The organism is Mesorhizobium sp. PUT5 (assembly GCF_052216645.1).
GTDB lineage: Bacteria > Pseudomonadota > Alphaproteobacteria > Rhizobiales > Rhizobiaceae > Mesorhizobium.
Genome location: NZ_JBQOSO010000003.1, coordinates 1,463,164 through 1,488,296 on the forward strand (window position 1 = coordinate 1,463,164; position 25,133 = coordinate 1,488,296).

Below are 25,133 nucleotides of genomic sequence, written 5' to 3' on the forward strand. Positions count from 1 at the left end.
CTGTCTAGCCTTCCGCAACCGCATCGAACAGGATGCGCCTGACCTCTTCGGCTTCCTGTCCCTCCAGCGCGGCGCGCAGCGCCTGCAGCTTGCCGGGCAGGTCCTTGCTGCGCCCGTGCATATACATGGCCCGCAGGATCTTCGAATGCGCGGTGGTCTGCACCCGCGACGGATCGTAGAACAGGTCCTCGGCGATCTTCTCGCCCTTGGCGGGGCCGATGCAGACGATCTCGATCGCGCCGTCGGGGTTTGCCTCGTCGCGGATCGTCAGTCCGGCCAACCGGATCATGTCTTCCGCCAGTTCGCGGATGCGGACCGGCTCGCCCATCTCCAGCAGCAGGATGTCGCCGCTTGTCGAAAGGGCGCTGGCCTGCACGATCAGTTCGGCCGCCTCGCGCACCGACATGAAGTAGCGCGTCATGTCGTCATGGGTCACCGTCACCGGCCCGCCCTTGGCGATCTGCTCCTTGAACAGCGGGATCACCGAGCCGCTGGAGCCGACCACGTTGCCGAAACGAACCGAACAGAACACGGTGGAGCGGCCTTCGCGCGGCGCCGGCCTGGCGCTGAAGTGGTGCAGGATGAGTTCCGACCAGCGCTTGGTGGCGCCCATGACGCTGGCCGGCCGCACCGCCTTGTCCGACGAGATCAGCACGAAACGGTCCACCCCGGCGTCATAGGCGGCCTCGGCCAGTTCCCATGTGCCGTTGATGTTGTTGGAAATGCCTTCCAGCATGTTCTCCTCCACCAGGCGCACATGCTTGTAGGCCGCGCAATGGAAGATGACGTCGACCTTGTTTTCCTTCAGCACCCGGTCGAGCAGCTTGCGGTTCGCAGCCGAGCCCAGCACCGGCACCACCGGCACGGGCCCCTGCTGGGCGAGTTCGCGGTTGATCTGGTAGAGGCCGTGCTCGTTGAGGTCGAGCAGCACCAGCCTGGACGGCCGGAACTGCGTGACGATGCGGCACACGGCCTGCCCGATCGAGCCGGCCGCGCCGGTGACCAGGATCGTGCGGCCGGAAACGGCGGCGCGCAGCAGTTCCGGGTCCGGCGCCACTTCCGAGCGCCCGAGCAGATCATCTATGTCGATGTCGCGGACGGAACTGACCAGATAGTGCCCGGCCGCGATGTCGGCCAGCGGCGGCAATATCCTGATCTTGGCCGGAAGCTGGCTCAGCCGCGCCACCTGGTCGCGCCGCTCCTTGGTCATCGGGGTGGGGGTGGTGATGACGATCTCGCGGATGCCCATATTGGTCACCAGCCCCTCGATGTCGCCCGGCTGGTAGACGCGCAGCCCCAGCACGTCCATGCCGACCAGCGCGCGGTCTTCGGTGATGAAGCCGGCGACCACGCTTTCCTTGGCCGAGTTGAGGGCGTGCGCGAGCTGTATGGCGGGTTCGCCGGTTCCGTAGATCAGCGTCGGGCGCGGGTGGCGCGTGGTGGGCGATTCGCCCCACAGCAGCCACTTGGCCCCGAACCGGCTGCAGATCATGTAGGCGCTGACCAGCAGCCACAGGATGACGGGAATGCTGCGCGGCGTGCCTTCGATACCCGTGAGCTGGGTCAGGAACGCCAGCGCCACCCACAACAGCATGGTGACGGTGACAGAGCGCAGGATCACCCAGATCGCCCGTTCCGGCAGATAGCGCAACACCGAGCGGTAGACGCCGGAGCGTACGAAGACGGGCACCGCGATGATCGGCAGCGCCAGCATCAGCGCCCACTGATTGAGATTGGGCACGAAGGAGCGGTCGAAGCGCAGCAGGAAGGAGACCCAGCCGAGGCCGACGAGCACGGCGAAGTCGAGCATCACCAGCAGCGCCTTCTTGGCGGGGCGCGGAACGTCTACCGCACGCTGGCGCACGGACTGGAGCGGCTCCCGCCACGACGCGAACCTGGGTACGCCAAGCGCCTGTTTTTCTGCCATCGCACTGCCTCTCCGTGGGCGGGCTCTCGCCGCCGCCTAGCTTGCTCGCTGCCGAAACGCGATCTGGCGTTCCGGCAACGTTCCCCAGCAACCGCCCCGCTTTCGCCGTGCCTACTGCCTCCTTGTGGCGTGCTCAAGGCTTTTCCGGTTTGATACGATGCCCCCATGTTCTAAAAGGCGGTCGGTTCGTGCCCAACGCGGCGCGGGCCGGCCCGTTCCCTCCCGTCACCGGAGTAGCCTAGCCTTGACCTTCAAGATCGTCCACGATGCCCGGCCCAATACCTTCGAGTTCGAGACTTCGGCGCTCGTCGCGCCTTCCGGCTTCCGCGAATATGACGCGCGCTGGTGGTTCGGCCATCCCGGCTCCTCCAAGCAGCCGGAGTTGAACCTCGTGGGTGTGCAGGCGCTCGGCATGGGCCTCGGCACGCTGATCCGCCGCATGGGCGTTGGCCCCGACATCGTCACCGGGCACGATTTCCGCTCCTATTCGCTGTCGATCAAGCTCGCCCTGGCCTCCGGCCTGATGGCGGCGGGCGCCAGGGTAAAGGACATCGGGCTTGCCCTGTCGCCCATGGCCTATTTCGCGCAGTTCGCGCTCGACGCGCCGTCGGTGGCCATGGTCACCGCCTCGCACAACGAGAATGGCTGGACCGGCGTGAAGATGGGGGCTGCGCGCCCGCTCACCTTCGGCCCGGAGGAGATGAGCGCGCTGAAGAAGATCGTGCTCGAAGGCGATTTCGACCTCGCCGGCGGCGGCTCCTACGAATTCGTGCCGGATTTCCGCGCCCGCTACCTCGACGATCTGACTCAGGGCAGGTCGATCACCCGCAAGCTCAAGGTGGTGGCCGCCTGCGGCAACGGCACGGCGGGCGCCTTCGCGCCGGAAGCGCTGGCGCGCATCGGCTGCGAGGTGGTGCCGCTGGACGTCGACCTCGATCACACCTTCCCGCGCTACAATCCGAACCCGGAGGACATGAACATGCTTCATGCCATCCGCGACAAGGTTCTGGAGACCGGCGCCGATGTCGGCCTCGGCTTCGACGGCGACGGCGACCGCTGCGGTGTCGTGGACAATGAGGGCAACGAGATTTTCGCCGACAAGGTGGGCGTCATGCTGGCGCGCGACATTTCCGGCCTGCATCCGGGCGCCAGGTTCGTGGTGGACGTGAAGTCCACCGGCCTGTTCGACACCGACGCGGTGCTGAAGGCCAACGGCGCCGTCACCGACTACTGGAAGACCGGCCATTCCTACATCAAGCGGCGGGTGGCGGAACTGAAGGCTGCCGCCGGCTTCGAGAAATCCGGCCATTTCTTCTTCAATCCGCCCTTCGGCCGCGGCTACGACGACGGGCTGGTGACGGCGATCGCGGTCTGCGCCATGTTGGACCGCAATCCGCAAAAGTCCATGGCCGACCTCTATCGCGACCTGCCGCTCACCTACGGCACCCCCACCATGTCGCCCCATTGCGACGACGACAAGAAATACGGCGTGGTGGCGCGCGTGACGGCGGATTTCGAGGCGATGAAGGCGAAGGGCGCCATCTTCGCGGGGCAGAGGATCGTCGACCTCGTCACCGTCAACGGCGTGCGCGTGGTGGCCGAGGACGGCACCTGGGGGCTTGTGCGTGCCTCCTCCAACAAGCCGGAACTGGTGGTGGTGGTGGAAAGCCCGGTCTCGTCCGAGCGCCGCCGCGAGATGTTCGAGGCCGTGGACGAGGTGCTGCGCCGCAGCCCGGAAGTGGGGCCTTACAACCAGACCTTCTAGGGTCTGGTCCCGCGCGGCAGGTGACAATGCCGGGCGGCCAGCTTAAAAGGCTGCGTTCGCGCTTCAGCGCCCCGCGGCAGCGGCGGCGGTTTCATTGTCAGGAACGCATGCTCCGAAGTCTTTGGGAATATCGCTTCTTCGTCCTGACGTCGATCTGGAACGACTTCTACATGCGCTTCGTCCGCAGCAAGCTGGGCGGCGCGTGGCTGATCCTGCATCCGCTGTCGCAGGTGATGATCTACGCCTTCATCCTGTCGAATCTTCTGGCCTCCAGGATACCCGGCATCTCCGGCTCCTACGGCTATGCCATCTACCTCATGGCCGGCCTGCTCGGCTGGAATCTGTTTTCCGAGGTCCTGGACCGCTGCATGAAGGTGTTCGTCAAGAACGCCAACATCATCAAGAAGATGAGTTTCCCGCGCATCACGCTTCCCATCATCGAGATCGGCTCGGCGCTGCTCAACAACATGGTGTTGCTGGCGGTCATGGTGATCATCTTCTTCCTGCTGGGCCATGGCATCGACTGGAGCATCCTGACGGTGTTCCTCCTTGCGCCCGTGGTGGCGCTGCTGGCTGCCGGCATCGGCATCACGCTGGGCGTGCTCAATGTCTTCATCCGCGACGTCGAGCAGGTCATGCCCATCATCCTGCAACTGATGTTCTGGTTCACGCCGATCGTCTACCCGGCCGGCGCCATCCCCGAGCAATATCTTCAATATCTGCGGCTCAGCCCGATCTTCCAGATCGTCAGCGCCTATCACGAGGCGATCGTCTTTCACCGCTTCCCGCCGCTGGCGCCCATCGCCATCCTGTTCGTTCTGGCGCTTTTCGCCTGCGCCCTGGCCATCTTCATGTTCCGGCGCGCCAATGCCGACATGGTGGACGTGCTATGAGCGTGCTGCGCGCCGAAGGCATCGCCAAGAGCTTCCGGGTCCACCGGTCCGAGTGGCGCCGCGTCCTGTCGTGGTTCCTCCCGAGCCAGCGGTTCAGGCACGAAAAGCAGATCCTGCACGACATCGACTTCCAGGTGAACGCGGGCGAGGCGGTCGGCATCGTCGGCCAGAACGGCGCCGGCAAGTCGACGCTGCTGAAGATCCTGGCCGGCACGATGCAGCCGACCGTCGGCAAGGTCCATGTCGATGGCAGGGTGGCGGCGCTGCTGGAACTCGGCATGGGCTTCAATCCGGACATGACCGGCCGCGCCAATGCGCTCAACACGGCCGGCCTGATGGGCTTTTCCCGCGAGCAGGCGGAAGCGGCCTTGCCCGGCATCGAGGATTTCGCCGAGATCGGCGATTATTTCGACCAGCCCATCCGCATCTATTCCAGCGGCATGCAGGTGCGGCTGGCCTTTTCGGTGGCGACAGCCTTCCGCCCCGAAATCCTCATCGTCGACGAGGCGCTGTCGGTGGGCGACGCCTATTTCCAGCACAAGAGCTTCGACCGCATCCGCCAGTTCCGCGCCGCCGGCACCACGTTGCTGCTCGTCTCGCACGACAGGGCCGCGATCGTGTCGCTGTGCGACCGCGCCATCCTGATCGACAAGGGCACCATCCGCATGGACGGGCATCCCGAAAGCGTGCTCGACCTCTACAACGCCATCGTCGCGGAGAAGGAAGGCTACACGGTGCGCCAGACCATCGGCGAGGACGGGCGCGCGCGCACCACTTCCGGAACCGGCGAGGCGGCGATCGACAAGGTGGTGCTGCTGGACGAGACCGGCGCCGAGACCGACATCCTGAAGGTCGGCGCGCGCGTGACCCTGCAGGTCGACACCAGCCTGCTGGCGGACATCCCCGGCTTCGTGGTCGGCTACATGATAAAGGACAGGCTGGGCCAGCCGGTCTTCGGCACCAACACCTACCATCTCGGAAAGCCGCTGAGAGAGCTGGAAGCGGGGGAAAAACTCTCCCTGCGCTTCACTTTCGACGTGAATTTCGGTGAAGGAAGCTATTCCGTCGCCGTCGCCCTGCATGAGGGCGACACGCATCTGGGCCGCAACTACTGCTGGCAGGACCTTGCCTTGACCTTTTCCGTCGTCAACACCGACAAATCCCGCTTTGTCGGCATCTCATGGGCTCCGCCCGAGCTGGAGCTGGTGCGATGACGGACCGTTCCTTCTATCACGAGTTCGAGGCGCATTTCCGCGGCGGGCGCGAGGAGATTGTCGGCCGCCTGCGCGTCTATTTGCCTTTCCTCTATCCGTTCACCGAGCCCGCCGCCGGGACGGCCGAACGGCCGGGCCTGGTCGATCTCGGCTGCGGCCGCGGCGAGTGGCTGGAACTGGCCGGCGAAAACGGCATGCAGGCCGAGGGCGTCGACCTCGACGACGGCATGCTGCAGGATTGCTTCGCGCGCGGCCTTTCGGCGCGCAAGATGGACGCCATCGCCTTCCTGCGCTCGCTGCCCGACGCCAGCCGGGCGGTCGTTTCGGGCTTCCACATCGCCGAGCACCTGCCCTTCGAGGTGCTGCAGACGCTGATTTCGGAGGCGCATCGCGTGCTCCGGCCTGGCGGGCTGCTGATCCTGGAAACGCCCAATGCCGAGAACCTCGACGTCGGCACGCTGGCTTTCCACATGGACCCCACGCACAACAAGCCGCTGCCGCCGGGCCTGCTTTCCTTCCTGCCGCGCTATCATGGCTTTGCGCGCGCCAAGGTGCTGCGCCTGCAGGAAAAGCAACCGCTGGCCGAAGCCGAGACGGTGCGCCTGATCGACGTGTTCCGCGGCGTCAGCCCCGACTATGCGGTGATCGCCCAGAAGCCGGGCGAGGCCGACTTCCTGGCGCGGTTCGACGCGCTCTTCGCGGCCGACTACGGGCTGACGCTCGATACGCTGTCCGAGCGCTTCGAGCGCGGCATCCAGCAGCAGATCCGATCGCTCGAAGAGCAGTTGCGCGAGTTTTCCGACTACCAGCAGCGGCTGGCGGCAGTCTATGAAAGTACGTCTTGGCGGGTGACGAAGCCGCTGCGCGTGGCGAGCCGGCTCGCCGCCGACACCAAAATGCGGCTTGCCGGTGCGCGCGGCACGCTCAAGGCCTCGGTCAGGAAGACGCTGAGGCGGCTCGCCATGCTGGCCGTTTCCCAGCGGCTGGTGCGCGAGACCGGCAAGCGTGTGCTGGGCCGTTTCCCCGGGGCGGCGGCGCGCATCCGCTCCCTGCTGCTTTCGTCCGGCGCCGCCATTGGCAACCAGCATTTCCAGCATGGCCTGAGCGCCTCGCAGCTCTCGCCGAAGGGGCGGCTTCTCTACAAGGATCTGAGCGAGCGTCTGGGCAAGAATGGCTGACATACTCATCGACATGCAGGCCTGCCAGACCGAGAGCCGCTTTCGCGGCCTCGGGCGCTATACCGACGCGCTGGCGCAGGCGATCGCCGCGCAGGCCGGGCAGGACGAGATCCACCTGCTGCTCAACTCGTCCTTTCCCGAAACGCTGGCGGCGATCCGGCGCACGTTCGACGGTCTCGTGCGGCCGCAAAATATCCATGTCGTGGAATTGCTGGACCTGTGCGAGGACCGCTCGCCGCGCCTTCGCTGGCGCCACCACGCCTCGGCGCTGATGCGCGAAGCCTATATCGAGATGATCGCGCCGGACGTGGTGTTCTGCCCGTCCTTCTTCGAGGGCTACATCGATTCGGCCGTGCTCAGCATCGGCCGGCTGTCGTCGGTGCCGGTGGTCACCACCGTGCACGACTTCATCCCGCTGATCTACCGGCAGGACTATCTGGACAACAATGCCGACTTCAAGCGCCACTACCTGGCCAAGCTGGAGGAGCTGAAGAAGAGCGCCGGCATCATCACCATTTCCGAATCCTCCTTCTCCGAGGCGGTGGACCTGCTCGGCATTTCGCCGGACATCCTGGTCAACGCTTCCGAGGCCGGCGACCCGAAATTCCGCCGGCTGGAGCTTTCGACGGCCGACAGGGAAGCCGTGAGGCGCCGGTTCGGGCTGGAAAAGCCGTTCGCGTTCTACACAGGCGGCTCCGACCCGCGTAAAAACCTGCCGCGCCTGGTGGAGGCGTTCGCGCGCCTTCCGGTTGAGCTGCGCGAGCGCCACCAGCTCGTTCTTGCCGGCTCGATGCCGGAACTCGACCGCACCGAGCTCCAGGAGGAGGCGCGCCGTAGGGCGCTGCCGCGCGATGCGCTGAAGTTCCTCGGCTATGTGAACGACGACGACCTCATCCGGCTCTACAACCTGGCCGAGCTTTTCGTCTTCCCCTCCCTGCATGAGGGTTTTGGGCTGCCCTGCCTGGAGGCGTTCCAGTGCGGCACGCCGGTGCTGGGGGCCAATGCCTCCAGCCTGCCGGAGGTGATCGGCAATCCTCAGGCGCTGTTCGACCCGCTTTCCGCCGGCGATATGGCCGCCAAAATGCAGGCAGTGCTCGCCGACGCCGGCCTGCGCGCCCGGCTGGCCGCGGAAGGCGCCGAGCAGGCGGCGCGGTTTTCGTGGGAACGCAGCGGCCGGCTGGCGCTGGCCGCGATCCGCAAGGCGGCCGCCGCACCGAAGGCGCCGGAGAACTGGGCCGCGACCCGCGCGCGCATCGAGACCTGCCAGCAGCGGCTGGTGGAGGCGCTGGCCAAGATGCCGCCGCAGCCGGCCAAGCCCGACGAGCAGGACCTGATGCAGGTGGCGCAGGCCATGGTGCGCAACCGCACGGCGGCCGAGGCCCGGCTGCGCCCGGCAAGTCTCGCGCGGCCGGTGGAATGGCGGCTCGAAGGGCCGTTCGACTCCAGCTACAGCCTGGCCGTGGTCAATCGCGCGCTGGCCCGCGCGCTCGCCGCCGAAGGCGAGAGGGTGTCGCTGCTGTCGGCCGAGGGACCGGGCGAATTCGCGCCGAACGAGGCGTTCCTCGCTGCCAATCCCGACCTTGCCCGGCTGCATGCGCGCTCCTCCACGCCTGAGGCGATCGAGGCCGAGGTGGTCTCGCGCAACATGTATCCGCCCCGCGTCGTCGATATGCAGGCCCGCGTCAACGGCCTGCACAACTACGCATGGGAGGAGACTGGCTTCCCCTCCGACTACGCCGAGGCGTTCAACGAGAGCCTGCAGTTCATCACCGCCACGTCCCGGCACGTCGAGCGCGTGCTGGTCGACGGCGGCGTGTCGGTGCCGATTTCGGTCGTGGGCAACGGTGTCGACCACTGGATGCGCATCGAGCCGGACCCGGCCTACCGCGTCCGCACGGCCGGCTATACCTTCCTGCACGTCTCCTCCTGCTTTCCGCGCAAGGGCGCGGACGTGCTGCTGGAAAGCTACGGCAGGGCGTTCACGAACAAGGACGACGTGCTGCTGGTCATCAAGACCTTCCGCAACCCGCACAACCGCATCGAGGAGATGCTGGCGCAGCACCGCGCCGCCAACCCGGCCTATCCCGACGTGCTGCTCCTCATGGATGACGTCGGCGAGGCCCAGCTCAAGGCGCTTTACGGCCAGTGCGACGCGCTGGTGGCGCCGAGCCGCGCGGAGGGTTTCGGCCTGCCGATCGCCGAGGCCATGCTGAGCGGCCTGCATGTGATCGCCACCGGCTGGAGCGGGCAGATGGATTTCTGCAATTCGGCCAATGCCGACCTGATCGACTTCAGCTTCGCGCGCGCCGACACGCATGAGCCGGACAAGCCCGACAGCGTCTGGGCCGAGCCCGATGCGGAGCACCTGGCCGCGCTGATGGCACAGGCTTTCCGCCGCAAGGCGGGCATCCCGCGCTTGCCGGTGCCGCACGGCCTGCTTGCGGACTACGGCTGGGCCGAGGTGGCGCGGCGCAACGTGGCGGCGGCGGCGCGGGCTGCGGAGGCGCCTTATCTCGCCGATCCCAGGGTCGGCTGGATGTCGACCCACAACAAGCGCTGCGGCATCGCCACCTATTCCCAGCACCTCATCGACGTGCTGGGCCTGCCCACGGTGATCCTGGCCGGCCACGCCGACGAGAAGCTGGGCAAGGACGGCGACAACGTCGTGCGCTGCTGGCACGAGGGCAAGGTGGACGACTTCGCCGCCGTGCTGGCCGCCGTCGAGCACTGGAAGCTCGACGTGGTCGTGGTGCAGTTCAACTACGGCTTCTACGATTTCGAGCGTCTCGCCGCCTTCCTCCACCGCCTCGTCGACGCCGGCAAGACGGTGGTGGTGACGCTGCACGCCACCATCGACCCCGCGCACGAGCCGCACCGCAAGCTGGAGATGCTGGTTCCCGCGCTTGCCCGCTGCGGTCGCCTGCTTGTGCATTCGGTCAACGACATGAACCGCCTCAAGCGCCACGGACTGGTGGAGAACGTATCGCTGTTCCCGCACGGGGTGCTGGCCCCGAAGGCGCCGGCCGCCGCCACGCGCTCGGCCAAGGGCCGCAACCGCCCGGTCACGGTGGCCAGCTACGGCTTCTTCCTGCCCAACAAGGGGCTGCTGGAACTGATCGAGGCCGTCCATCTGCTGCGGGGCAGGGGGCTCGACTTCCGTCTGCGGCTGGTCAATGCCGAGTTCCCGGCCGAAGTGTCCTATCGTCTGATCCAGCAGGCCAAGGCGCTTATCGCCAGGCACCGGCTGTGGTCCTATGTCGACCTGCGCACCGATTTCCTCAGCGACGAGGACAGCCTGGCGCTGCTCTCCAGCGCCGATCTGGTCGCCTACACCTATCAGGAGACGGCCGAATCGGCGAGCGGGGCGGTACGCTACGGTCTCGCGGCGGGCAAGCCGGTCGTGGTCACGCCGCTGCCGATCTTCCAGGACCTCGACGACTGCGTCTTCAAGCTGCCGGGCACCTCGCCGGCGCAGATCGCGCAGGGCCTGGAGGCGCTGGCGTCCGATGCCGCTGCCGGCGCGCCCGACTTCGTGGAGCGGCTTGCGCGGGCGCGGAACTGGCGCGACAGCCATGCCTATCCGGTGCTTGGCCGCCGGCTGGCCGGCATGCTGAAGGGCCTCGCCCGCGACAGGACGAAGCCTTCCGGCCCGGCAGGCTGAGGCGATGCGGATCGGTGTCGACGCCCGTCTGCTGGCCCGGCCGCTGACCGGCATCGGCCGCTACACGCACGAGATGGTCAACGCCCTGCTGCGGGCGGATGCCGATCTCATCCTCTACGCGCCCGGCCCCCTGATCCATCCGCTGCATCAGGGCGCCGGCCGCGCCCTGCAGCGCATCGTGGCCATGAAGGGCGGCGGCGCCGGACGCGTGCTGTGGGGGCAGGCGGTGCTGCCGCTTCTGGTGCGGCGCGACCGCCCTGATATCTTCTGGGGGCCGGCACACCGGCTGCCGGCCGCCCTGCCGCGGTCGATCTTCGGCTGCCTCACCATCCACGACCTGGTCTGGCGCTTCGCGGGCGAGACCATGCGGCCGGCGAGCCGGCTGATGGAGAAGGTGCTGATGCCGCCCGCCCTGAAGCGGGCCGACAGCATCGTGGCTGTCTCGCAGCACACCAGGACCGACATCGAGCGCAGCTTTCCGGGGCTCAAGGCCGACATGTCGGTCATCTATCCCGGCGTCGCGGAACGGCCACCGGGCCACGCCGCCTCCCACCTGGCCAGATGGGGAATCGCGCGCCCCTATATCCTGTTCGTCGGCACGCTGGAGCCGCGCAAAAACCTCGCCCGCCTGCTGCAGGCCTATGCCGCTCTGCCTGCCGAAGCGAGGCAGAAGGCCGACCTCGTCGTGGCCGGCGGCGCGGGCTGGGGCGATGTCAACCTCGAAAAGGCGGTCGCGTCGCTCGGCCTGCGCGGCAGCGTCCACCTCACCGGCTATGTCGACGAGCGGGAACTGTCCACGCTCTACGAGAATGCGCTGTTCCTGGCCATGCCCTCGCTCTACGAGGGCTTCGGCCTGCCGCTGGTGGAAGCGATGCGCTACGGCCTGCCGTCGCTGACCGCCAACCTCTCCTCCATGCCCGAAGTGGTGGGCGAGGCTGCCCTGCTGGTCGATCCGCTCGACACGGGCGCGATCACGGACGGCCTGCAACGCATGATTTGTCTGCCGGAACTGCGGGCGCGTCTTTCGCAGGCGGCGCAGGCAAGCGTGGCGCGCTTCGACTGGGACCATGGCGCGCAGCAGTTGCTGGAGCTTTTTGCGCGGCGCGGGCAACGGGCGTAGGGCGTCGCGCGAACGTAGCGGCTGCTCGCGTTAGCGGAAGGCAAAATATTTCAGGATCAGGAAGTTCAGAACCGGCGACAGGGCGACCAGTCCGACCAGGGCGTAGAGGTAATTGACGGAAAAATACTCGGCCGCCGAAGACAGCACGACGATGATGCCCAGCGTGACCAGTGACGAGGACAGGAACTTGAAATAGTTCGCGAAAACGACCGGCACCCGGAAGGTCAGCATCGAGTTGAGCACGAAGGAGACGAAGTTTGCGGCCAGGAAGCCGCAGACATTCGCATACACCTGGTTCACGGCGAGATGCCCGGCCAGCAGGACGACGATCGCGGCATGGACCAGCGTGTTGACGCCGCCGATGACGCAGAAGGTCAGGAATTCACGATAATTCTTGGCCGTCTGCACCAGGGCGCGCATGGCTCGGCTCTTTCAGGGATGCTTTGCGGATGACGTAGAGGGGCCGGAACTTCACCTCCTTGTAGGTGCGGCCGACATACTCGCCGAGAATGCCGATGCCGATCAGTTGCAGGCCGCCCAGGAAAGTGACCAGCGCCACGATTGAGGGATAGCCCGGCACGCGGTTGCCGAACAGAAGCGCGCCCAGCATGATGATGAAGCCGTAGCCGATTGCCAGCAGCGACAGCGCCATGCCGACATAGAACCATAGCCGCAGCGGCACCGTGGTGAAGGAGGTGATGCCGTCGACGGCGAAGTTGAGCAATTTCCAGAAATGGAACTTCGAGCTGCCATGCGCCCGCTGCTCCACCTTGAACTCGATGGTCTCCGTGCGGAAGCCGATCCAGGCGAACAGGCCCTTCATGAAGCGCTGGTTTTCCCTGAGACGCGAAAGCGCATCCACCACGGCACGGTCCAGCAGCCGGAAGTCGCCGACGTCGCGCGGGATTTTCACCTCGAACAGCCGTGAGGAAAGCCTGTAGAACAGCCCGCTGAGGAAGGCGCGCAACGGCGAATCGGAGTCCCGGCTCTGGCGCTTGCACAGCACCACTTCGGTGCCCTGGCGCCACAGCCGGACCATTTCGGGAATGATTTCGGGCGGATGCTGCAGGTCGGCGTCGATGATGATCACGGCGGCGCCGCGGGCGTGGTCGAGGCCGGCGGTGATGGCGGCCTCCTTGCCGAAATTGCGGCTGAAGTCGATCATCTGCACTGCGCCAGTGCCCGGGTCCAGGCGCGAGATCGCCTCCAGCGTGGCGTCGCTGCTGCCGTCGTTGACGAAGACGGCTTCCCAGGCAAGGCCGAGCGGGGCCACCGCCCTGGTCAGCCGCTGCCAGAACGCCTCCATTCCGGCCGCCTCGTTGTAGCAGGGAACGACGATGGACAGTTCCACGTCGCTCATGGCTGGCCCTTCCGGCACACGATCCAGATGTCGAGCTGTCGGCACTGCGTGCCTGCCGGCACGTAGGAGGCGATCTGCTCGTCGCTGAACTGGGCGCGGGTGAAGACATAGGCCGAGCTGTCGGGATCGGATGCCGCGATCTCCGGCGCGATGGCGTCGCAGTCGGCGCCGTAGCGCGAGATGAAGCCGGTGGTGAGATTGTAGCCGCCCCTGGCCGCGACCATCTGCAGGGGCAGGATCTCGCGGATCAGCGCGCCGTTGCACTTGAACTTGGGGAACGCATGGATCGTCTTGACCCCGGCAAGCGCGGCGTTCCATTGCGCGATGTCGGCCGGCTCGCTGGCCTCCCGCTTCAGCGCCTGCTTCACTGCGGCGAAGGTCGGCTGCAGGTCCACGGCCTGCACCAGCAGCACGGCCGCCGCGAGCCCGGCCCGCGCCACCACCCCGAGATTGGTGAAGCGCACCACGACGTAGAGCACGATCGCATAGGAAACGACCCAGAAGAACCGGCCCGAGGAGCGGAATGCCTCGAACAGCGGCATCAGGAATTCCGGCGCCCGCCAGTGCAGCAGGTGCACCGGCCCGAGATAGATCTCGTTGGACAATGCATAGACGGCGCAGGCGGCCAGCACCACCACCAGGAAACGGCCCGGCCGCTGCCAGTCGGCTCCCGGTCGCGCCAGCCTGGTGAAGGTCAGCGCGACCAGCGCGATCAGTCCGAGTCCGAGATAGTTGTAGCCTTCATACTGCCCCCCCGTCGCGTCGACGAAGAAGGGCATCGAGATCAGGCTGCCCTGCGCGACCGGAGCCAGCAGGTTCATGGAATAGTAGCCGAAGCCCGTGTCGGGCACCGCCTTGCCGAAGGCCGTGCCCAGCATGAGCGGCACGCTGACGGCGATCGCAGCCAGCGGCACGGCGATGACCGCCAGGTCCCTGCGGTTGGCCGTCTTGCGATAGAGGTCGATCTGGCATGCCGCCAGAATGGCGATCGCCATCGCGGTCAGGTAGAAGTTTATGTAGAAGGCGAGAACCAGAAGCAGGGTCCATGCGCCGGCCGAGCTTTTCTGCTGCCGCTGGGTGCGGATGTAGAGCCCCAGCGCGAAAAGCAGGATGAAATGCGCCTGCAGGCTGAGATGGCCCATGCGCGCCGTCAGCGAAGGCATCAGAACGCACAGAAACACGGTCAGTCCCAACACCCACCAGTCGTTGTCGCGCAGTTGCGAGGCCGCGAACCACGCCGCCGCCCCCTGCAGCGCGAAGCATAGCAGCACCCATATGCCGAACGGGTTGGCCGGCAGCGCCACTACCGGCGAAAGCAGCTTCAGCGCCAGCGAAAAGGCCGGAATGGCGTCCACGAAGGTGACGACGGTGCCTGCCGGCCAGTTGAGCGAGGGGATGGACAAGAGCGGCAGCGACCAGGGCGCGCGCATGAAGGCGAGGTAGCCGGACAGATACTGGGCGATGTCCTCGACCTGGGTGTGCCAGTAGCTGGAGGTGCCGGCGATGAAGCCCTTGGGCGTGACCACCATCGCGAAGATAGCGCCGAACACCACCGACAGCACGAATCCGGCAATGCCGGACGATTTGAGCCCGAGGCCCGTCAAGATCGGCTTGTGGGTCATCCGTGCTCCGGAAAGTCCTGTCAGGTCCGCCGCCGCCGGTGGGCGGGCAGCCGGCCTCACGCCAGGGGCAGGCCGGCAAAGTCCTGCGCGTGGCCGATGGTGGAGACGATCGTATGATCGTCCCACACCCAGCTCACCGAATAGGCATGGTCGTCGGGATCGTCAATCGCCGTGGTGTCGACGAAGATGACGGTGTTGCCGGACTGTATCATCTCGACCGAATGCGACAGCTTCAGCAGGAACTGGTAGACGAAGGTCTTTGCGGCGGCGTCGCCGGGCAGATACTGCGCGATCACGTCGGCATGCGGCATGCCGTCCGGCATCTGCACGCCGCCGCTTGCGGGCGCCTTGCCGGCGCCGGCCTGCGTACCGGCCAAGTCGGCCAGCACGAGCTGCGCCATCTGCTTGTTCAGCGTCGAGACATCGAAGGTGGCGTCCACGCTCAGCCCAGCCATCTTGTAGCTGGAAACCTGGCCCAGATGCTCGCTGGCGAAGGAAAGCAGCGCCTGCAGGTCCTTGGCGTCGTCGGCGGCCGGCGCCTTGGCCACGGTCGCCTGCTGCGAACCGGAGGCGTGGGCTTCGGCCACCACGACGGATTTCTCGATCGGGTGGGGCAGGGTGGTCTTGCCGGCCGCGGTCGACTGCGCCGTCTCCTCGATCTTGACCTCGGCCGTGAGTTGCACGGACACGTCCTGCGCATGGTCGCTCGCCGAAAGGGTCACGGCTGTCGGCTCGGCGTGAGCGGCCACTTCGCGCGCGGCGATCGCATCCTTGCTTTCCGCCAGACCCCTGTCGGCCGAGGCGAAATCCTGCTGCAGGGAGGCCGCATGCACGGGGTCGGAAACGGTGAGCGGCGCCTCTCCCGACGCCAGCTTGGCGTGGCTGGCGTTCTCGGCGAATTTGGCGTCGTACAGTCCGAAGGAAATGGCGATGGCCGTCAGCCCCGCCGCTATGCTCGCGGCCGTGCCGGCCATGTTCCACGAGGCGCCGTCGGCTGCTGCGCCGGCGCGCGAAAGCTCGGCCTCGCGGGCGACCAGCCGGTGAAGCTCGTCGGTCGGCGCCTTGTTGCGGCCGGCGGCATCGGCATCCAGCCGCGCCGGTGCCTTATCGGCCTGCGCATGCGCAGAGCCGCCCTCGGGAGGCATGTCGGTTTCCGGTCCCGCCAGCGAGGGGAACAGCGCCGCATGCCCCGCGCCGTCATTGCTGTCCAGTTCTCCGGCCTGGGCGGAGCCGACCAGATGATCGGAGGCGAGATAGAGCGACCATACCAGCGCCGCCAGCATCACCGCCGGGTGCAGCCGCACCACCGAATCGGTGCGCCCCGGCCGGAACTGAACGATGTTGCCGGCGGGCGTGCGCGATGCCACCGCTCCGGCGAAACGGTCGATGAGGGCGGCGAAGCTGGGGCCAGAAAGCACCGTGTCCAGCCCCGGCCCGTCCAGTATGTAGAGCCCGTCGATACGCGCCAGGTGCACGAACACCTCGCCGTCGGCGTGGCAGAACACGAACCACGGATCGCCCTCGTCGCTCACCCCGCGCGTCGTCTCGATACGGATGTTGGCCTGCACCAGCAGTGCCTCGACCCGGTAGAGGTCGGCCAGTTCCTGATTGGTCCAGTCGCGTCCGACGCCTACCGGCAGAGGGCCGAAGCGGGCGTCGCGTCCGCCCTGGAGCCCGCCAGCCGCCAGGCTCCCCGGCCGGCCGGCGGAAAGCGCTCCACCCGAGAACGCTTCCTCGGGCAGGGCCGCCCCTGAAAAAATACCTGCTGAAAACGCCTCGTGCGGCTCGGACGCGTAAAGGTCGGCGCAGAACGTTTCGCCGTCCAGTGCGCTGCCCAATGCATCCTCGGGCGCAGCCTTGGCGCCCTGGCGTTTCCTGAAGCCGGCAAACGTCAATATATCGGCCATCGCGCGGGTCCGCTCGCCGGGCTCAGGAAGCCCTGGCCCGGTCCTCGAAGAGAATCTCGTAGGAGATCGGATCGTAGAACATCAAAAGCTTTTTGACGAACGCTTTCTCGTCCAGCTTCAGAGCGCCGGCCCAGTCGCGATAGCGCTGCGCCGGAATGCGTCCGCGTCCGTTCTCGAGCTGCGATATGAAGGTGTAGTATTCCAGCTCCAGCATGCGCGCCAGTTCGCGCTGGGAAAGGCCCGCGGCCTCCCGCTGTTCCTTCAGCCACGCGCCCGCGGCTTGCCGCAATTCGCTGGTCTCGCTGTGTTGGACCTGGTTCGACTTCGCCAGCATGGGTACGCAGTCTCCTTCATGGCCGCCGCCCGCTCGCCGTTCGCGAAAGGGCGCCGGCGCCTGTCCGCTCGGGTCGCCCGGCAGGGCACACCCCAACATCGCGGTGCCGCAGCAACCAATGCCAAACTGTGGCCTGTGCGTCAATCTCCGATGGTATGATTTTTACTCTACTTTTTTCGCGTGCACGCATTGCGACGTCAAGCGAGGAGAAAATCGCAATCGAAGGTTGTGGGCCTGGCTCCCCGCCGCTCCGTCCGCAACTGATCCGTTATGAGAGGCCTGCGTTATCGGACGGCTGCGTTCTGCCGGCGGGTTTTCCTGTCAGCGGGCGGATTGGGGATTTGGCGCTGCCGGCCGTGCATCTGCCGTCGTCCTGCGCTAGGCTGCGTTTTCCCGAGCAACAGGAGCCGACATGGCTATCAACCCGGTCACCCGCGAAGCCTATGGCGCAAGGTCGTGGCTGCGCTTTTCCGACTATCGTTTCGCCGCCTCCGTCACCCTCATCCGCCTTGCCGGCGCCGAGATTTCGCATGCGGCTCTGGCCATGCCGCTGGCCTTTGCGCAGGGCGAAGGCAAGCCGGCCATCGCCGCCCTTCTGGGGTTCGCGCAGGGCCAGAACCTGTTCGTGGCACCGAACGGCCGCTGGGCCGGACGCTACGTGCCGGCGGCCTTTCGCGGCTGGCCGTTCCGGCTTCTGAAGGCACCGGACGGCCAGGCTACGCTCTGCTTTGACGAGGCGAGCGGCCTTCTGGCCGGGCCGGGCGAGGGCGAGGCCTTCTTCGGCCCCGACGGCCAGCCCAGCGAGGCGATCAGGCAGATGCTGGAATTCCTCGGCCAGGTCAGCCGCAGCCAGGATGCGGCAGACGCCGCCTGTGCGCTGCTGGCGCAGCACGGGCTTCTGGAGCCCTGGCCGCTCAAGGTGCGTGACGGCGAGCGCGAGCGCGCCGTGGGCGGCCTGCTGCGCGTCAACGAGGCCGCGCTCAATACGCTTTCCGCCGACGCTCTGCTTGCGCTGCGGAGCGGCGGCGCGCTGGCGCTCGCCTATGCGCAGCTTCTTTCCATGGGCAACGTCTCGCTGCTCGGCCAGCTTGCCGCCGCCCATGCCGGTGCTGCAAGCCAGGCCCAGGCTGCCCATCCCAACGGAAACGGCGACCTGACCAAACTGTTCAAGGCCGATGACGGGCACGGCATGATCGACTGGAAGAAGCTGCTGGACGATTGAGCCTTTCTTCCTCTTCCCGAAAAGGGGGAGGGGAAATGGGGCCTTGCCGTCGTCGTCCCCGGCAGGTGGCGCGGACCTCGAGGGACGCGCCATTTTCGGGCAAGGCCCGGGGGAGAGAGAACTCCCCCTATTTTTCCTTCATGCTCTTGTGGAAGGTGTCGGTCAGCGGTTTGACCAGATACTGCACCAGCGTGCGCTCGCCGGTGGCCACGATGACGTCCGCGGGCATGCCCGGCAGCAGCCGGCCGCGCAGGTCGAGCGGGATGGTCTTGGTGTCGACCTGGATGCGCGCCTGGTAGTAGGGCTCCTGGCCGGCCTGGGTGGGCTCGATCACGTCCTGCGACAGCACCGTGACCTTGCCGAAGATGGCCGGCGTGGTGCGCGCCGAGAAGGAGGAGAAACGCACTTCGGCGTCCAGCCCCACATGCACGCTGTCGATGTCGATGGGCCGGATCTTGGCGGTGACGATGAGGTCGTCGTCAAGGGGAATGATGTCCAGCACCGGCTCGGCCGCGCGGATGACGCCGCCGATCGTGTGCACGCGGATGTTCTGCAGCATGCCGTAGACGGGCGCGCGCACCACGGTGCGCTGCAGCACGTCGCGGGCCACATCGGTGCGCTCGCCGGTTTCGTTGAGCTGGTCGCGGATGTCTCGCAACTCGTTGCCGGCGCGCTCGACATATTCCTGGTTCACCTGCACGATCTGCAGCTTGGTTTCCGAAATGGTCTGGCGCAGCTTGGCTATCTCGGAGGCGATCTGGCCGTGGTTGCCTTGCATGTCGAGCCGGGCGCGGGTGACCGAGGCGAGCTGGTTGGTGGCCACCACGCCACTGGCCTTGCCCTTGGTCAGCCGCTCGATCTCCTCGTCCAGCGAAGAAACCTGGTTGTCGATCGCCACGCGCTGCTGATCCAGCCCGTCCACCGCCTCGCCGAGCTGGCTGATGCGGTCGTTGAGGATGGCGATCTGCCCGTCGCGGGTGCGCTTGCGGTCGTCGAAAATGGTCTGCTGCAGCTTGATGGACTGCTTTACCGTCGCGTCGTCGGCGTCTTGCAGGTCCTGCGGCAGCTCGATCGCCGAGGCGCTGGCGCTTTCGGCGTTGAGCCGCGCCTCGGTCACCCGCAGCACCGAGAGCCGGTTGCGCAGTACAGAATAGGCGCCTTGTGCCTGGGTCGGGTCGAGCTTGAGAACGATGTCGCCCGGCTTGACGATCTCGCCTTCCTTGGCCACGATCTCCGAGACGATGCCGCCTTCCAGGTGCTGGACGGTCTTGCGGTTCGATTCCACCGATACGGTGCCGGACGCCACCACGGCGCTTGCCAGCGGTGCCGTCGCGGCCCACGTGCCGAACACGCCGAAGGTGAGCAGCAAGGTGATGTAGCCGGCGGTGATGTAGGGCGCCGGCGAAAATTTCTTCTGCTCGGCGTCGTTGTTTTTCTTGTTCATGGTCTATCCAGTTCGGAGCGGGCCCGTGGGGGCCGGCCGGTTCGGGACGGGTGTTTCATCGAGCGTGGCCGGCTCGGCGGCCTGCGCTCAGACCGCCTGGCGGGCCGGCGCGGCGGCTACCGGTGCGACAAGGCCCCCCTGGCCTGCGGGACGGGCGCTGGCCGCCATCGCGCCGGGAGCGGCCTTCGGCTGCAGCAGGTCCCGCGTCGGGCCGAAGGAGCGCATGCGTCCCTCGGTCAGAAGCAGAGCCTTGTCCGACAGGGCTACGAGGCTCATCTTGTGGCTGACGAACATGATCGACTTGCCCTCGCGCTTCAGCTCGTCGATGGCGCGGAACAGCGCCTCCTCGCCCTCGCTGTCGAGATTGGCGTTGGGCTCGTCGAGAATGATGAGCGACGGATCGCCGAACAGCGCGCGGGCCAGGCCGATGCGCTGGCGCTGGCCGCCCGAAAGCGAACGGCCGCCGGCGCCGATCTGGGTGTCATAGCCGTCGGGCAGGCTCTGGATCAACTGGTGGACATGCGCGCGCGTGGCGGCCTTGATGATGTCCTCGGACGTGGCGCCTTCGCGGAAGCGCGAGATATTCTCGGCGATCGTGCCGGAGAACAGTTCGATGGATTGCGGCAGGTAGCCGATATGGACGCCCAGATCGTCCTTGTTCCAGTGCTGCAGTTCCGAGCCGTCCAGGCGGATGGCGCCGGAGAAGGGCTGCCAGACGCCGACCAGCGCGCGGACCAGGCTCGACTTGCCGGCCCCGCTCGGGCCGACCACAGCCACCGCTTCGCCCGGCTGGACGGTGAAGGACACGCCCTGCAGCACCGGCGTGCGCGAACCCGGGGGCAGCACCGTCACCTGTTCGGCCGTCAGCACGCCCTTGGGCGCGGGCAGTTCCGTGCGCTCGATCTCCTCGGGCGTCTCGCGGAACAGCTTGCTCAGGCGATTGTAGGCCTGGCGGGCGCCCACGAACTGCTTCCACTGCCCGACCACCTGGTCGACAGGCTGCAGGGCGCGGCCGGCGATGATGGAGCAGGCGATCATGGCGCCGGGCGAGATCTCGCCCTTGAGCGCCAGATAGGCGCCGGCGCCGAGCACCACGGTCTGCAGCGACATGCGCACGAATTTCGAGGTCGACAGCAGCGCGCCGGCCTTGTCGCTGGCGAGCGCCTGCTTTTCCAGCATGCTGCGATGCATGCCGTGCCAGCGCGCGCGCAGGCTGGTTTCCATGCCCAGCGCGCGGATCACCTCCACGTTCTGGAGCGTCGAGTTGGCGAAGTGCTGCGCCGACTGGGAATGGCCGTTGGCCTCCAGCAGCGCCTTCTTGGTCATCAGTTCGTTGGCGATGGCCAGCGCGAAGATGATGACGGCGCCGATCAGCGTCACCCAGCCGATCAGCGGGTGGAACAGGAAGCACACGACCAGCATGATCGGCATCCACGGCACGTCGCACAGCGCGATCAGGCCGGAGCCGGTGAAGAATTCGCGCAGCCTGTCGATGTCCGACAGGGCGAACTCGGAACGGGCCTGGGGCTGCTGCAGCGTGTTGGTGACCACGCGGTTGAACAGGCCCTTGGCGATCATGTCGTCGAAGCGCAGGCCCGAACGCACCAGCACCCGTGAGCGCAGCCATTCGAGGATGCCGTACACGGCCAGCATCGCCAGCGCGATCAGCGTGACCATCACAAGCGTCATCTCCGAGCGGCTGTGCAGCACCCGGTCATAGACTTGCAACATGTAGAGTGGAGAGACGAAAACCAGAAGGTTGATCGCACTGCTGAAGACTATGGTCGATGCGATGATCGATCGATAGGTCCTGAGCGCTGTAACGAACGGGTTTTCAACTTGCATCTGGATACTTTCGGTTGTGAGAGCAACCTAACGAAAACTGCTCTGCGAAATAGCGCGCCACGTTCACGGCGAACGTTTCTTGCCAGGCTGCAATAGCGCTGTGAATACCATCGCGCCCCCCGCAAGGGAACCCCGTTCTCGATGGCGAGATGGCGATTTTGTGGCGCAGTGACAAAACTGCCGCCATCCCTTGTGCGACCGATTGGCACCCCGACTTCCGATTCCGCCCGGGCGGTGTTCCGCTGCCGGTCCTGCCTGTCCAGCCTTGTCCGGTCGGCCTTGACTGCCGAGCCTTGCCTGCAAATTTGAAATCGGTAAGAAGAGGGCCGGCTGGCGGGCGTGCATCGAGCGAAGAGGAAACATGAGCGGAACAAAGATCAGGCCGGTCATCCTGTGCGGCGGTTCCGGAACGCGGCTGTGGCCGCTCAGCCGGCGCGATCATCCCAAGCAGTTCCTCGCGCTCGGCGCGGACCGGAGCCTGCTGGTCCAGGCGATCGAGCGCTCGGCGCTGATCCCGGGCTCGGAACGGCCCCTGCTGGTGGCCGGCGAGGATCACCGCTTCTTCGCGCGCGCGGCGCTGGAGGAGGCCGGCTGCCCGGGGCAGCTTCTGCTGGAGCCGGTGGCGCGCAACACAGCCGCGGCCATCGCCGCCGCCGCGCTCGTGGTCGCCGCCGAGGATGCCGGCGCCGTGCTCGTCGTCCAGCCTTCCGATCATTTCATCAAGGATGCCGCCGCCTTCGCCGCGACGCTTTCGCAGGCGGCCTCGCTCGCCGCCACCTCGGACGCCATAGCGCTGCTGGGCATCCGTCCGACCGGTCCGCACACGGGCTACGGCTATATCGAGCCCGGCGCATCGGTGGGCGAAGGCGGCGCCCGTGCCGTCACATCCTTCCACGAGAAGCCGGATGCCGGGCGGGCGCAGGGCTTCGTGGAAAAGGGCTTCCTGTGGAACGCCGGCGTCTTCGTGGCGCGCGCAGGCACCCTGGTCGCCGCGTTCGAACAGCATGCACCCGACATTCTCGCCGGCGCGCGGGCGGCCGTTGCCGGCGCCAGGCAGGACCAGGATTTCCTGCGTCTCGACCGCGAGGCCTATGAGGGCACCCGGGCGCAGTCCATCGACTATGCGGTCATGGAGGCCTATCGGCACTGCGTGGTGGTTCCCTTCGCCGGCGAGTGGAGCGACCTCGGCTCCTGGGACGCGGTCGGCAGCCTCTACGAGCCGGATGGGCAGGGCAACAGGACCGTCGGCGACGCCATCGCCTTCGACAGCCGCAACACCATGATCGTGAGCGAGCATCGCCTGGCGGTGACGGTGGGGCTGGAGAACGTCACCGTCATCGACGCCAAGGATACGGTTCTGATCGCCGCCAACGACCGGCTCGACGGGGTGCGCGACGTGGTGGCGCTGCTGAAACAGAAGGAGCGCGCGGAAGCCGACACGCCGGTCAAGGTGGAGCGGCCGTGGGGCAACTACGAGGTGCTTTCGCAGGGTCCGGGCTACCAGATGAAGCGCATCGTGGTGAAGCCGGGCGGCAAGCTTTCCCTGCAGTACCATCACCACCGCGCCGAACATTGGATCGTGGTGGAGGGCCGGGCCGAGGTGACGCGCGGGGAGGAAGTCTTTACCCTCTCGCGCAACGAAAGCACGTTCATTCCCCTCGGCGCCGTGCATCGCCTGCACAATCCGTATTCCGAGCCGGTTGCGATCATCGAGGTGCAGACGGGGAGCTATCTGGGCGAGGACGACATCGTGCGCGTCGAGGACGTCTATGGCCGAGAGAACGACGGCGCCGAAAAGGGCGCCCCTTCCGTCGCCGTCAAGAATGCCTGAGCCGGCACACGCTACGCCGGCCGCCTGACCCACATGCGTGTGCTTCACGTCTACCGGACCTATTTTCCCGATCCCGAAGGCGGATTGCAGGAGGCGATCCGCCAGATTTGCCGCGCCACGCGGCCCTTCGGCATCGAAAGCAGCGTCTTTTGCCTGTCGCCGCAGCCCGAGCCGCAGCGGCTGGAAAGCGACGGCTTCGTCACCTGGCGCAGCCGGTCCTTCGCGGCTCCCGCCTCCTGCGATCTCGGAGGCCCGGACGCCTGGCGCCTGTTCGGCAGGCTCTGCGCCGAGCACGACGTCATCAACTATCACTTCCCCTGGCCCTTCGCCGACCTGCTCCACCTGACCGTGCGGCCCAAGGCGCGCGCGGTCATGACCTACCATTCCGACATCGTGCGCCAGTCCGCGATCGCGGGGCTCTACGCGCCGCTGATGTGGCGCATGATGGACAGGATGGAGGCGGTCGTGGCCACCTCGCCCACCTATGCCGCCACCAGCCGCGTCCTTTCGGATGCGCGCGTGAAGGAGCGGGTGCGCGCCATCCCGCTCGGCATCGAGGACCTGGCCCTGCGGCACCCGCAGCCAGCCCCGGCGCCGGAGGCCGCGCCCTACTTCCTGTTCGTGGGGGTGCTGCGCTATTACAAGGGGCTGCCGACGCTGATCGAGGCCGCAAGACAGGTGAAGGCCAGGATCGTCGTCGCCGGCGAGGGGCCGGAGGGGCCGGCGCTGAAGCGGATGGCGCGCGAAATGGGCTGCGACAACGTCGAATTTGCCGGGCGGGTGAGCGAGGCGGAGAAATTCCGCCTGCTGGCCGGCTGCCGCGCCTTCGTGCTGCCGTCGCACCAGCGCTCGGAAGCGTTCGGCATGGCGCTGGTGGAGGCGGCGATCTACGGCCGGCCGATGATCTGCTGCGAGATCGGCACGGGCACCTCCTTCGTCAACGCCGACGACGAGACAGGGCTGGTGGTGCCTCCGGACGATCCGGCCGCGCTGGCCGGCGCCATGAACCGGCTGCTGCAAGACGAGGGCCTGGCGCGTCGCTTCGGCGCGGCTGCCCGGCAGCGCTATGAAGACCTGTTTTCGGCCGAGGCGCTCGGCAGCGCCTATGCCGCGCTCTACCGGGGCAAGGGAGCGAAGGAATGAGCGCGGGTCGCGGCATGGCGCGGAGGCGGCAATGGTGAGCAGCGTCGGCCTCCAGGCGCCGGCGGCGGGCCAAGGACTGAAACGCGCGTTCGACATTGCGGTGGCCTTGCCCATGCTGGTGCTGATCTCTCCGGTGATGCTCGTGGCCATGCTCGCCGTCCGGCTGACCTCGCCGGGGCCGGCGATCTTCTCGCAATTGCGGGTGGGACGCGACGCCGTGCCCTTCAGGTGCCACAAGCTGCGCACCATGGCCGCCGGCACGCCTTCGCTGCCGACGCATGAGGCCCCGCCGGCAGCCGTCACGCCGGTCGGCCGCCTGCTGCGCCGCTCCAAGCTCGACGAATTCCCGCAATTGTGGAACGTGCTGAAGGGCGAGATGAGCCTGGTCGGCCCGCGCCCCTGCCTGCCCACGCAGACGGAACTGATCGAGCATCGTCAACACCAGGGCGTGCTTGCCCTGCGGCCCGGCATCACCGGCCTGGCGCAGGCGCGCGGCATCGACATGTCCGACCCCGCGCTTTGCGCGCACACGGATTGGGTCTATCTCAGGAACCGGTCCGCCATGCTCGATCTGCGGATATTGCGGGCTACCTTCTTTGGCGGAAGTGTTCGCGTCGACTGAATCTGGTTTTATCTGGCCTCCACGCAACGTCTGAACGGGAAAGCC

General features: G+C 66.9%; 18 protein-coding genes. 10 read left to right on the forward strand and 8 right to left on the reverse strand.

The window, feature by feature from the left end; all coding sequences use genetic code 11:
* Positions 1-4 precede the first annotated feature (4 nt).
* Complete coding sequence (locus ACTDI4_RS08575; RefSeq protein WP_442843302.1) at positions 5-1,810, reverse strand: polysaccharide biosynthesis protein; 1,806 nt, start codon at positions 1,808-1,810, stop codon at positions 5-7.
* Between the two features lie 361 nt (positions 1,811-2,171).
* Here ACTDI4_RS08575 and ACTDI4_RS08580 point away from each other — a divergent pair, with 361 nt between their 5' ends.
* The 6 genes from ACTDI4_RS08580 (at position 2,172) to ACTDI4_RS08605 (ending at position 11,758) form a co-directional block, all read left to right on the forward strand.
* Positions 2,172-3,692, forward strand: coding sequence for a phosphomannomutase/phosphoglucomutase (locus ACTDI4_RS08580; protein WP_442840752.1), 1,521 nt, complete (start codon positions 2,172-2,174; stop codon positions 3,690-3,692).
* A gap of 107 nt (positions 3,693-3,799) precedes the next feature.
* Entirely contained in the window at positions 3,800-4,585 is a 786-nt protein-coding gene (locus ACTDI4_RS08585; RefSeq protein ID WP_442840753.1) for an ABC transporter permease, read from the forward strand.
* The gene (locus ACTDI4_RS08590) at positions 4,582-5,799 is read left to right on the forward strand and encodes an ABC transporter ATP-binding protein (protein ID WP_442840754.1); all 1,218 of its coding nucleotides are present in this window, start codon (positions 4,582-4,584) and stop codon (positions 5,797-5,799) included. The genes ACTDI4_RS08585 and ACTDI4_RS08590 overlap by 4 nt, the downstream gene beginning before the upstream one ends.
* Complete coding sequence (locus ACTDI4_RS08595; RefSeq protein WP_442840755.1) at positions 5,796-6,977, forward strand: class I SAM-dependent methyltransferase; 1,182 nt, start codon at positions 5,796-5,798, stop codon at positions 6,975-6,977. The genes ACTDI4_RS08590 and ACTDI4_RS08595 overlap by 4 nt, the downstream gene beginning before the upstream one ends.
* A complete protein-coding gene (locus tag ACTDI4_RS08600; protein WP_442840756.1) occupies positions 6,970-10,638 on the forward strand; it encodes a glycosyltransferase in 3,669 nt (1,222 codons plus the stop codon). The genes ACTDI4_RS08595 and ACTDI4_RS08600 overlap by 8 nt, the downstream gene beginning before the upstream one ends.
* 4 nt (positions 10,639-10,642) lie before the next feature.
* Positions 10,643-11,758 carry a glycosyltransferase family 4 protein gene (locus ACTDI4_RS08605; RefSeq protein WP_442840757.1) on the forward strand — a complete coding sequence of 372 codons (1,116 nt, stop codon included), beginning with the start codon at positions 10,643-10,645 and terminating at the stop codon, positions 11,756-11,758.
* Between the two features lie 30 nt (positions 11,759-11,788).
* On the opposite strand, the gene ACTDI4_RS08610 is transcribed toward ACTDI4_RS08605, so the two are convergent.
* The 5 genes from ACTDI4_RS08610 to ACTDI4_RS08630 are packed head-to-tail and all read right to left on the reverse strand — an operon-like array spanning position 11,789 to position 16,981.
* Positions 11,789-12,178, reverse strand: a complete 390-nt coding sequence (locus ACTDI4_RS08610) for a GtrA family protein (protein WP_442840758.1) — start codon at positions 12,176-12,178, stop codon at positions 11,789-11,791.
* Entirely contained in the window at positions 12,141-13,118 is a 978-nt protein-coding gene (locus tag ACTDI4_RS08615; protein WP_442840759.1) for a glycosyltransferase family 2 protein, read from the reverse strand. Before ACTDI4_RS08615 ends, ACTDI4_RS08610 begins: the two co-directional genes overlap by 38 nt.
* Positions 13,115-14,740 (reverse strand): DUF6311 domain-containing protein, encoded by a 1,626-nt coding sequence (locus ACTDI4_RS08620; protein WP_442840760.1) that lies wholly within the window; start codon positions 14,738-14,740, stop codon positions 13,115-13,117. Before ACTDI4_RS08620 ends, ACTDI4_RS08615 begins: the two co-directional genes overlap by 4 nt.
* Before the next feature lie 56 nt (positions 14,741-14,796).
* A complete protein-coding gene (locus ACTDI4_RS08625; RefSeq protein WP_442840761.1) occupies positions 14,797-16,647 on the reverse strand; it encodes a hypothetical protein in 1,851 nt (616 codons plus the stop codon).
* Positions 16,648-16,669: 22 nt separating this feature from the next.
* The gene (locus ACTDI4_RS08630) at positions 16,670-16,981 is read right to left on the reverse strand and encodes a helix-turn-helix domain-containing protein (RefSeq protein WP_442840762.1); all 312 of its coding nucleotides are present in this window, start codon (positions 16,979-16,981) and stop codon (positions 16,670-16,672) included.
* Positions 16,982-17,393: 412 nt separating this feature from the next.
* On the opposite strand from ACTDI4_RS08630, the gene ACTDI4_RS08635 reads away from it, so the two are divergent.
* Complete coding sequence (locus ACTDI4_RS08635) at positions 17,394-18,203, forward strand: SapC family protein (RefSeq protein ID WP_442840763.1); 810 nt, start codon at positions 17,394-17,396, stop codon at positions 18,201-18,203.
* Between the two features lie 127 nt (positions 18,204-18,330).
* Here the strand turns inward: ACTDI4_RS08635 and ACTDI4_RS08640 are convergent, their stop codons facing one another.
* Both ACTDI4_RS08640 and ACTDI4_RS08645 read right to left on the reverse strand, forming a co-directional pair.
* A complete protein-coding gene (locus ACTDI4_RS08640) occupies positions 18,331-19,647 on the reverse strand; it encodes an HlyD family type I secretion periplasmic adaptor subunit (protein ID WP_442840764.1) in 1,317 nt (438 codons plus the stop codon).
* 87 nt (positions 19,648-19,734) lie between these two features.
* The gene (locus ACTDI4_RS08645) at positions 19,735-21,492 is read right to left on the reverse strand and encodes a type I secretion system permease/ATPase (protein WP_442840765.1); all 1,758 of its coding nucleotides are present in this window, start codon (positions 21,490-21,492) and stop codon (positions 19,735-19,737) included.
* Between the two features lie 361 nt (positions 21,493-21,853).
* On the opposite strand from ACTDI4_RS08645, the gene ACTDI4_RS08650 reads away from it, so the two are divergent.
* Genes ACTDI4_RS08650 through ACTDI4_RS08660 form a run of 3 tightly spaced genes read left to right on the forward strand, consistent with a single transcriptional unit; the run spans position 21,854 to position 25,088 of the window.
* Complete coding sequence (locus tag ACTDI4_RS08650; protein WP_442840766.1) at positions 21,854-23,323, forward strand: mannose-1-phosphate guanylyltransferase/mannose-6-phosphate isomerase; 1,470 nt, start codon at positions 21,854-21,856, stop codon at positions 23,321-23,323.
* 33 nt (positions 23,324-23,356) lie between these two features.
* On the forward strand, positions 23,357-24,466 hold the full coding sequence (locus tag ACTDI4_RS08655; RefSeq protein WP_442840767.1) for a glycosyltransferase: 1,110 nt from the start codon (positions 23,357-23,359) through the stop codon (positions 24,464-24,466).
* A gap of 31 nt (positions 24,467-24,497) precedes the next feature.
* Entirely contained in the window at positions 24,498-25,088 is a 591-nt protein-coding gene (locus tag ACTDI4_RS08660) for a sugar transferase (RefSeq protein ID WP_442840768.1), read from the forward strand.
* The last annotated feature ends 45 nt before the right edge of the window (positions 25,089-25,133 follow it).

Coding starts and splice junctions, on each gene's coding strand:
- ACTDI4_RS08640 (WP_442840764.1), bottom strand. CDS start 19,647: ATGAACAAGAAAAACAACGACGCCGAGCAGAAGAAATTTTCGCCGGCG.
- ACTDI4_RS08600 (WP_442840756.1), top strand. CDS start 6,970: ATGGCTGACATACTCATCGACATGCAGGCCTGCCAGACCGAGAGCCGC.
- ACTDI4_RS08660 (WP_442840768.1), top strand. CDS start 24,498: ATGGTGAGCAGCGTCGGCCTCCAGGCGCCGGCGGCGGGCCAAGGACTG.
- ACTDI4_RS08650 (WP_442840766.1), top strand. CDS start 21,854: ATGAGCGGAACAAAGATCAGGCCGGTCATCCTGTGCGGCGGTTCCGGA.
- ACTDI4_RS08605 (WP_442840757.1), top strand. CDS start 10,643: ATGCGGATCGGTGTCGACGCCCGTCTGCTGGCCCGGCCGCTGACCGGC.
- ACTDI4_RS08590 (WP_442840754.1), top strand. CDS start 4,582: ATGAGCGTGCTGCGCGCCGAAGGCATCGCCAAGAGCTTCCGGGTCCAC.
- ACTDI4_RS08655 (WP_442840767.1), top strand. CDS start 23,357: ATGCGTGTGCTTCACGTCTACCGGACCTATTTTCCCGATCCCGAAGGC.
- ACTDI4_RS08625 (WP_442840761.1), bottom strand. CDS start 16,647: ATGGCCGATATATTGACGTTTGCCGGCTTCAGGAAACGCCAGGGCGCC.
- ACTDI4_RS08610 (WP_442840758.1), bottom strand. CDS start 12,178: ATGCGCGCCCTGGTGCAGACGGCCAAGAATTATCGTGAATTCCTGACC.
- ACTDI4_RS08585 (WP_442840753.1), top strand. CDS start 3,800: ATGCTCCGAAGTCTTTGGGAATATCGCTTCTTCGTCCTGACGTCGATC.
- ACTDI4_RS08615 (WP_442840759.1), bottom strand. CDS start 13,118: ATGAGCGACGTGGAACTGTCCATCGTCGTTCCCTGCTACAACGAGGCG.
- ACTDI4_RS08630 (WP_442840762.1), bottom strand. CDS start 16,981: ATGCTGGCGAAGTCGAACCAGGTCCAACACAGCGAGACCAGCGAATTG.
- ACTDI4_RS08620 (WP_442840760.1), bottom strand. CDS start 14,740: ATGACCCACAAGCCGATCTTGACGGGCCTCGGGCTCAAATCGTCCGGC.
- ACTDI4_RS08575 (WP_442843302.1), bottom strand. CDS start 1,810: ATGCTCGACTTCGCCGTGCTCGTCGGCCTCGGCTGGGTCTCCTTCCTG.
- ACTDI4_RS08635 (WP_442840763.1), top strand. CDS start 17,394: ATGGCTATCAACCCGGTCACCCGCGAAGCCTATGGCGCAAGGTCGTGG.
- ACTDI4_RS08595 (WP_442840755.1), top strand. CDS start 5,796: ATGACGGACCGTTCCTTCTATCACGAGTTCGAGGCGCATTTCCGCGGC.
- ACTDI4_RS08645 (WP_442840765.1), bottom strand. CDS start 21,492: ATGCAAGTTGAAAACCCGTTCGTTACAGCGCTCAGGACCTATCGATCG.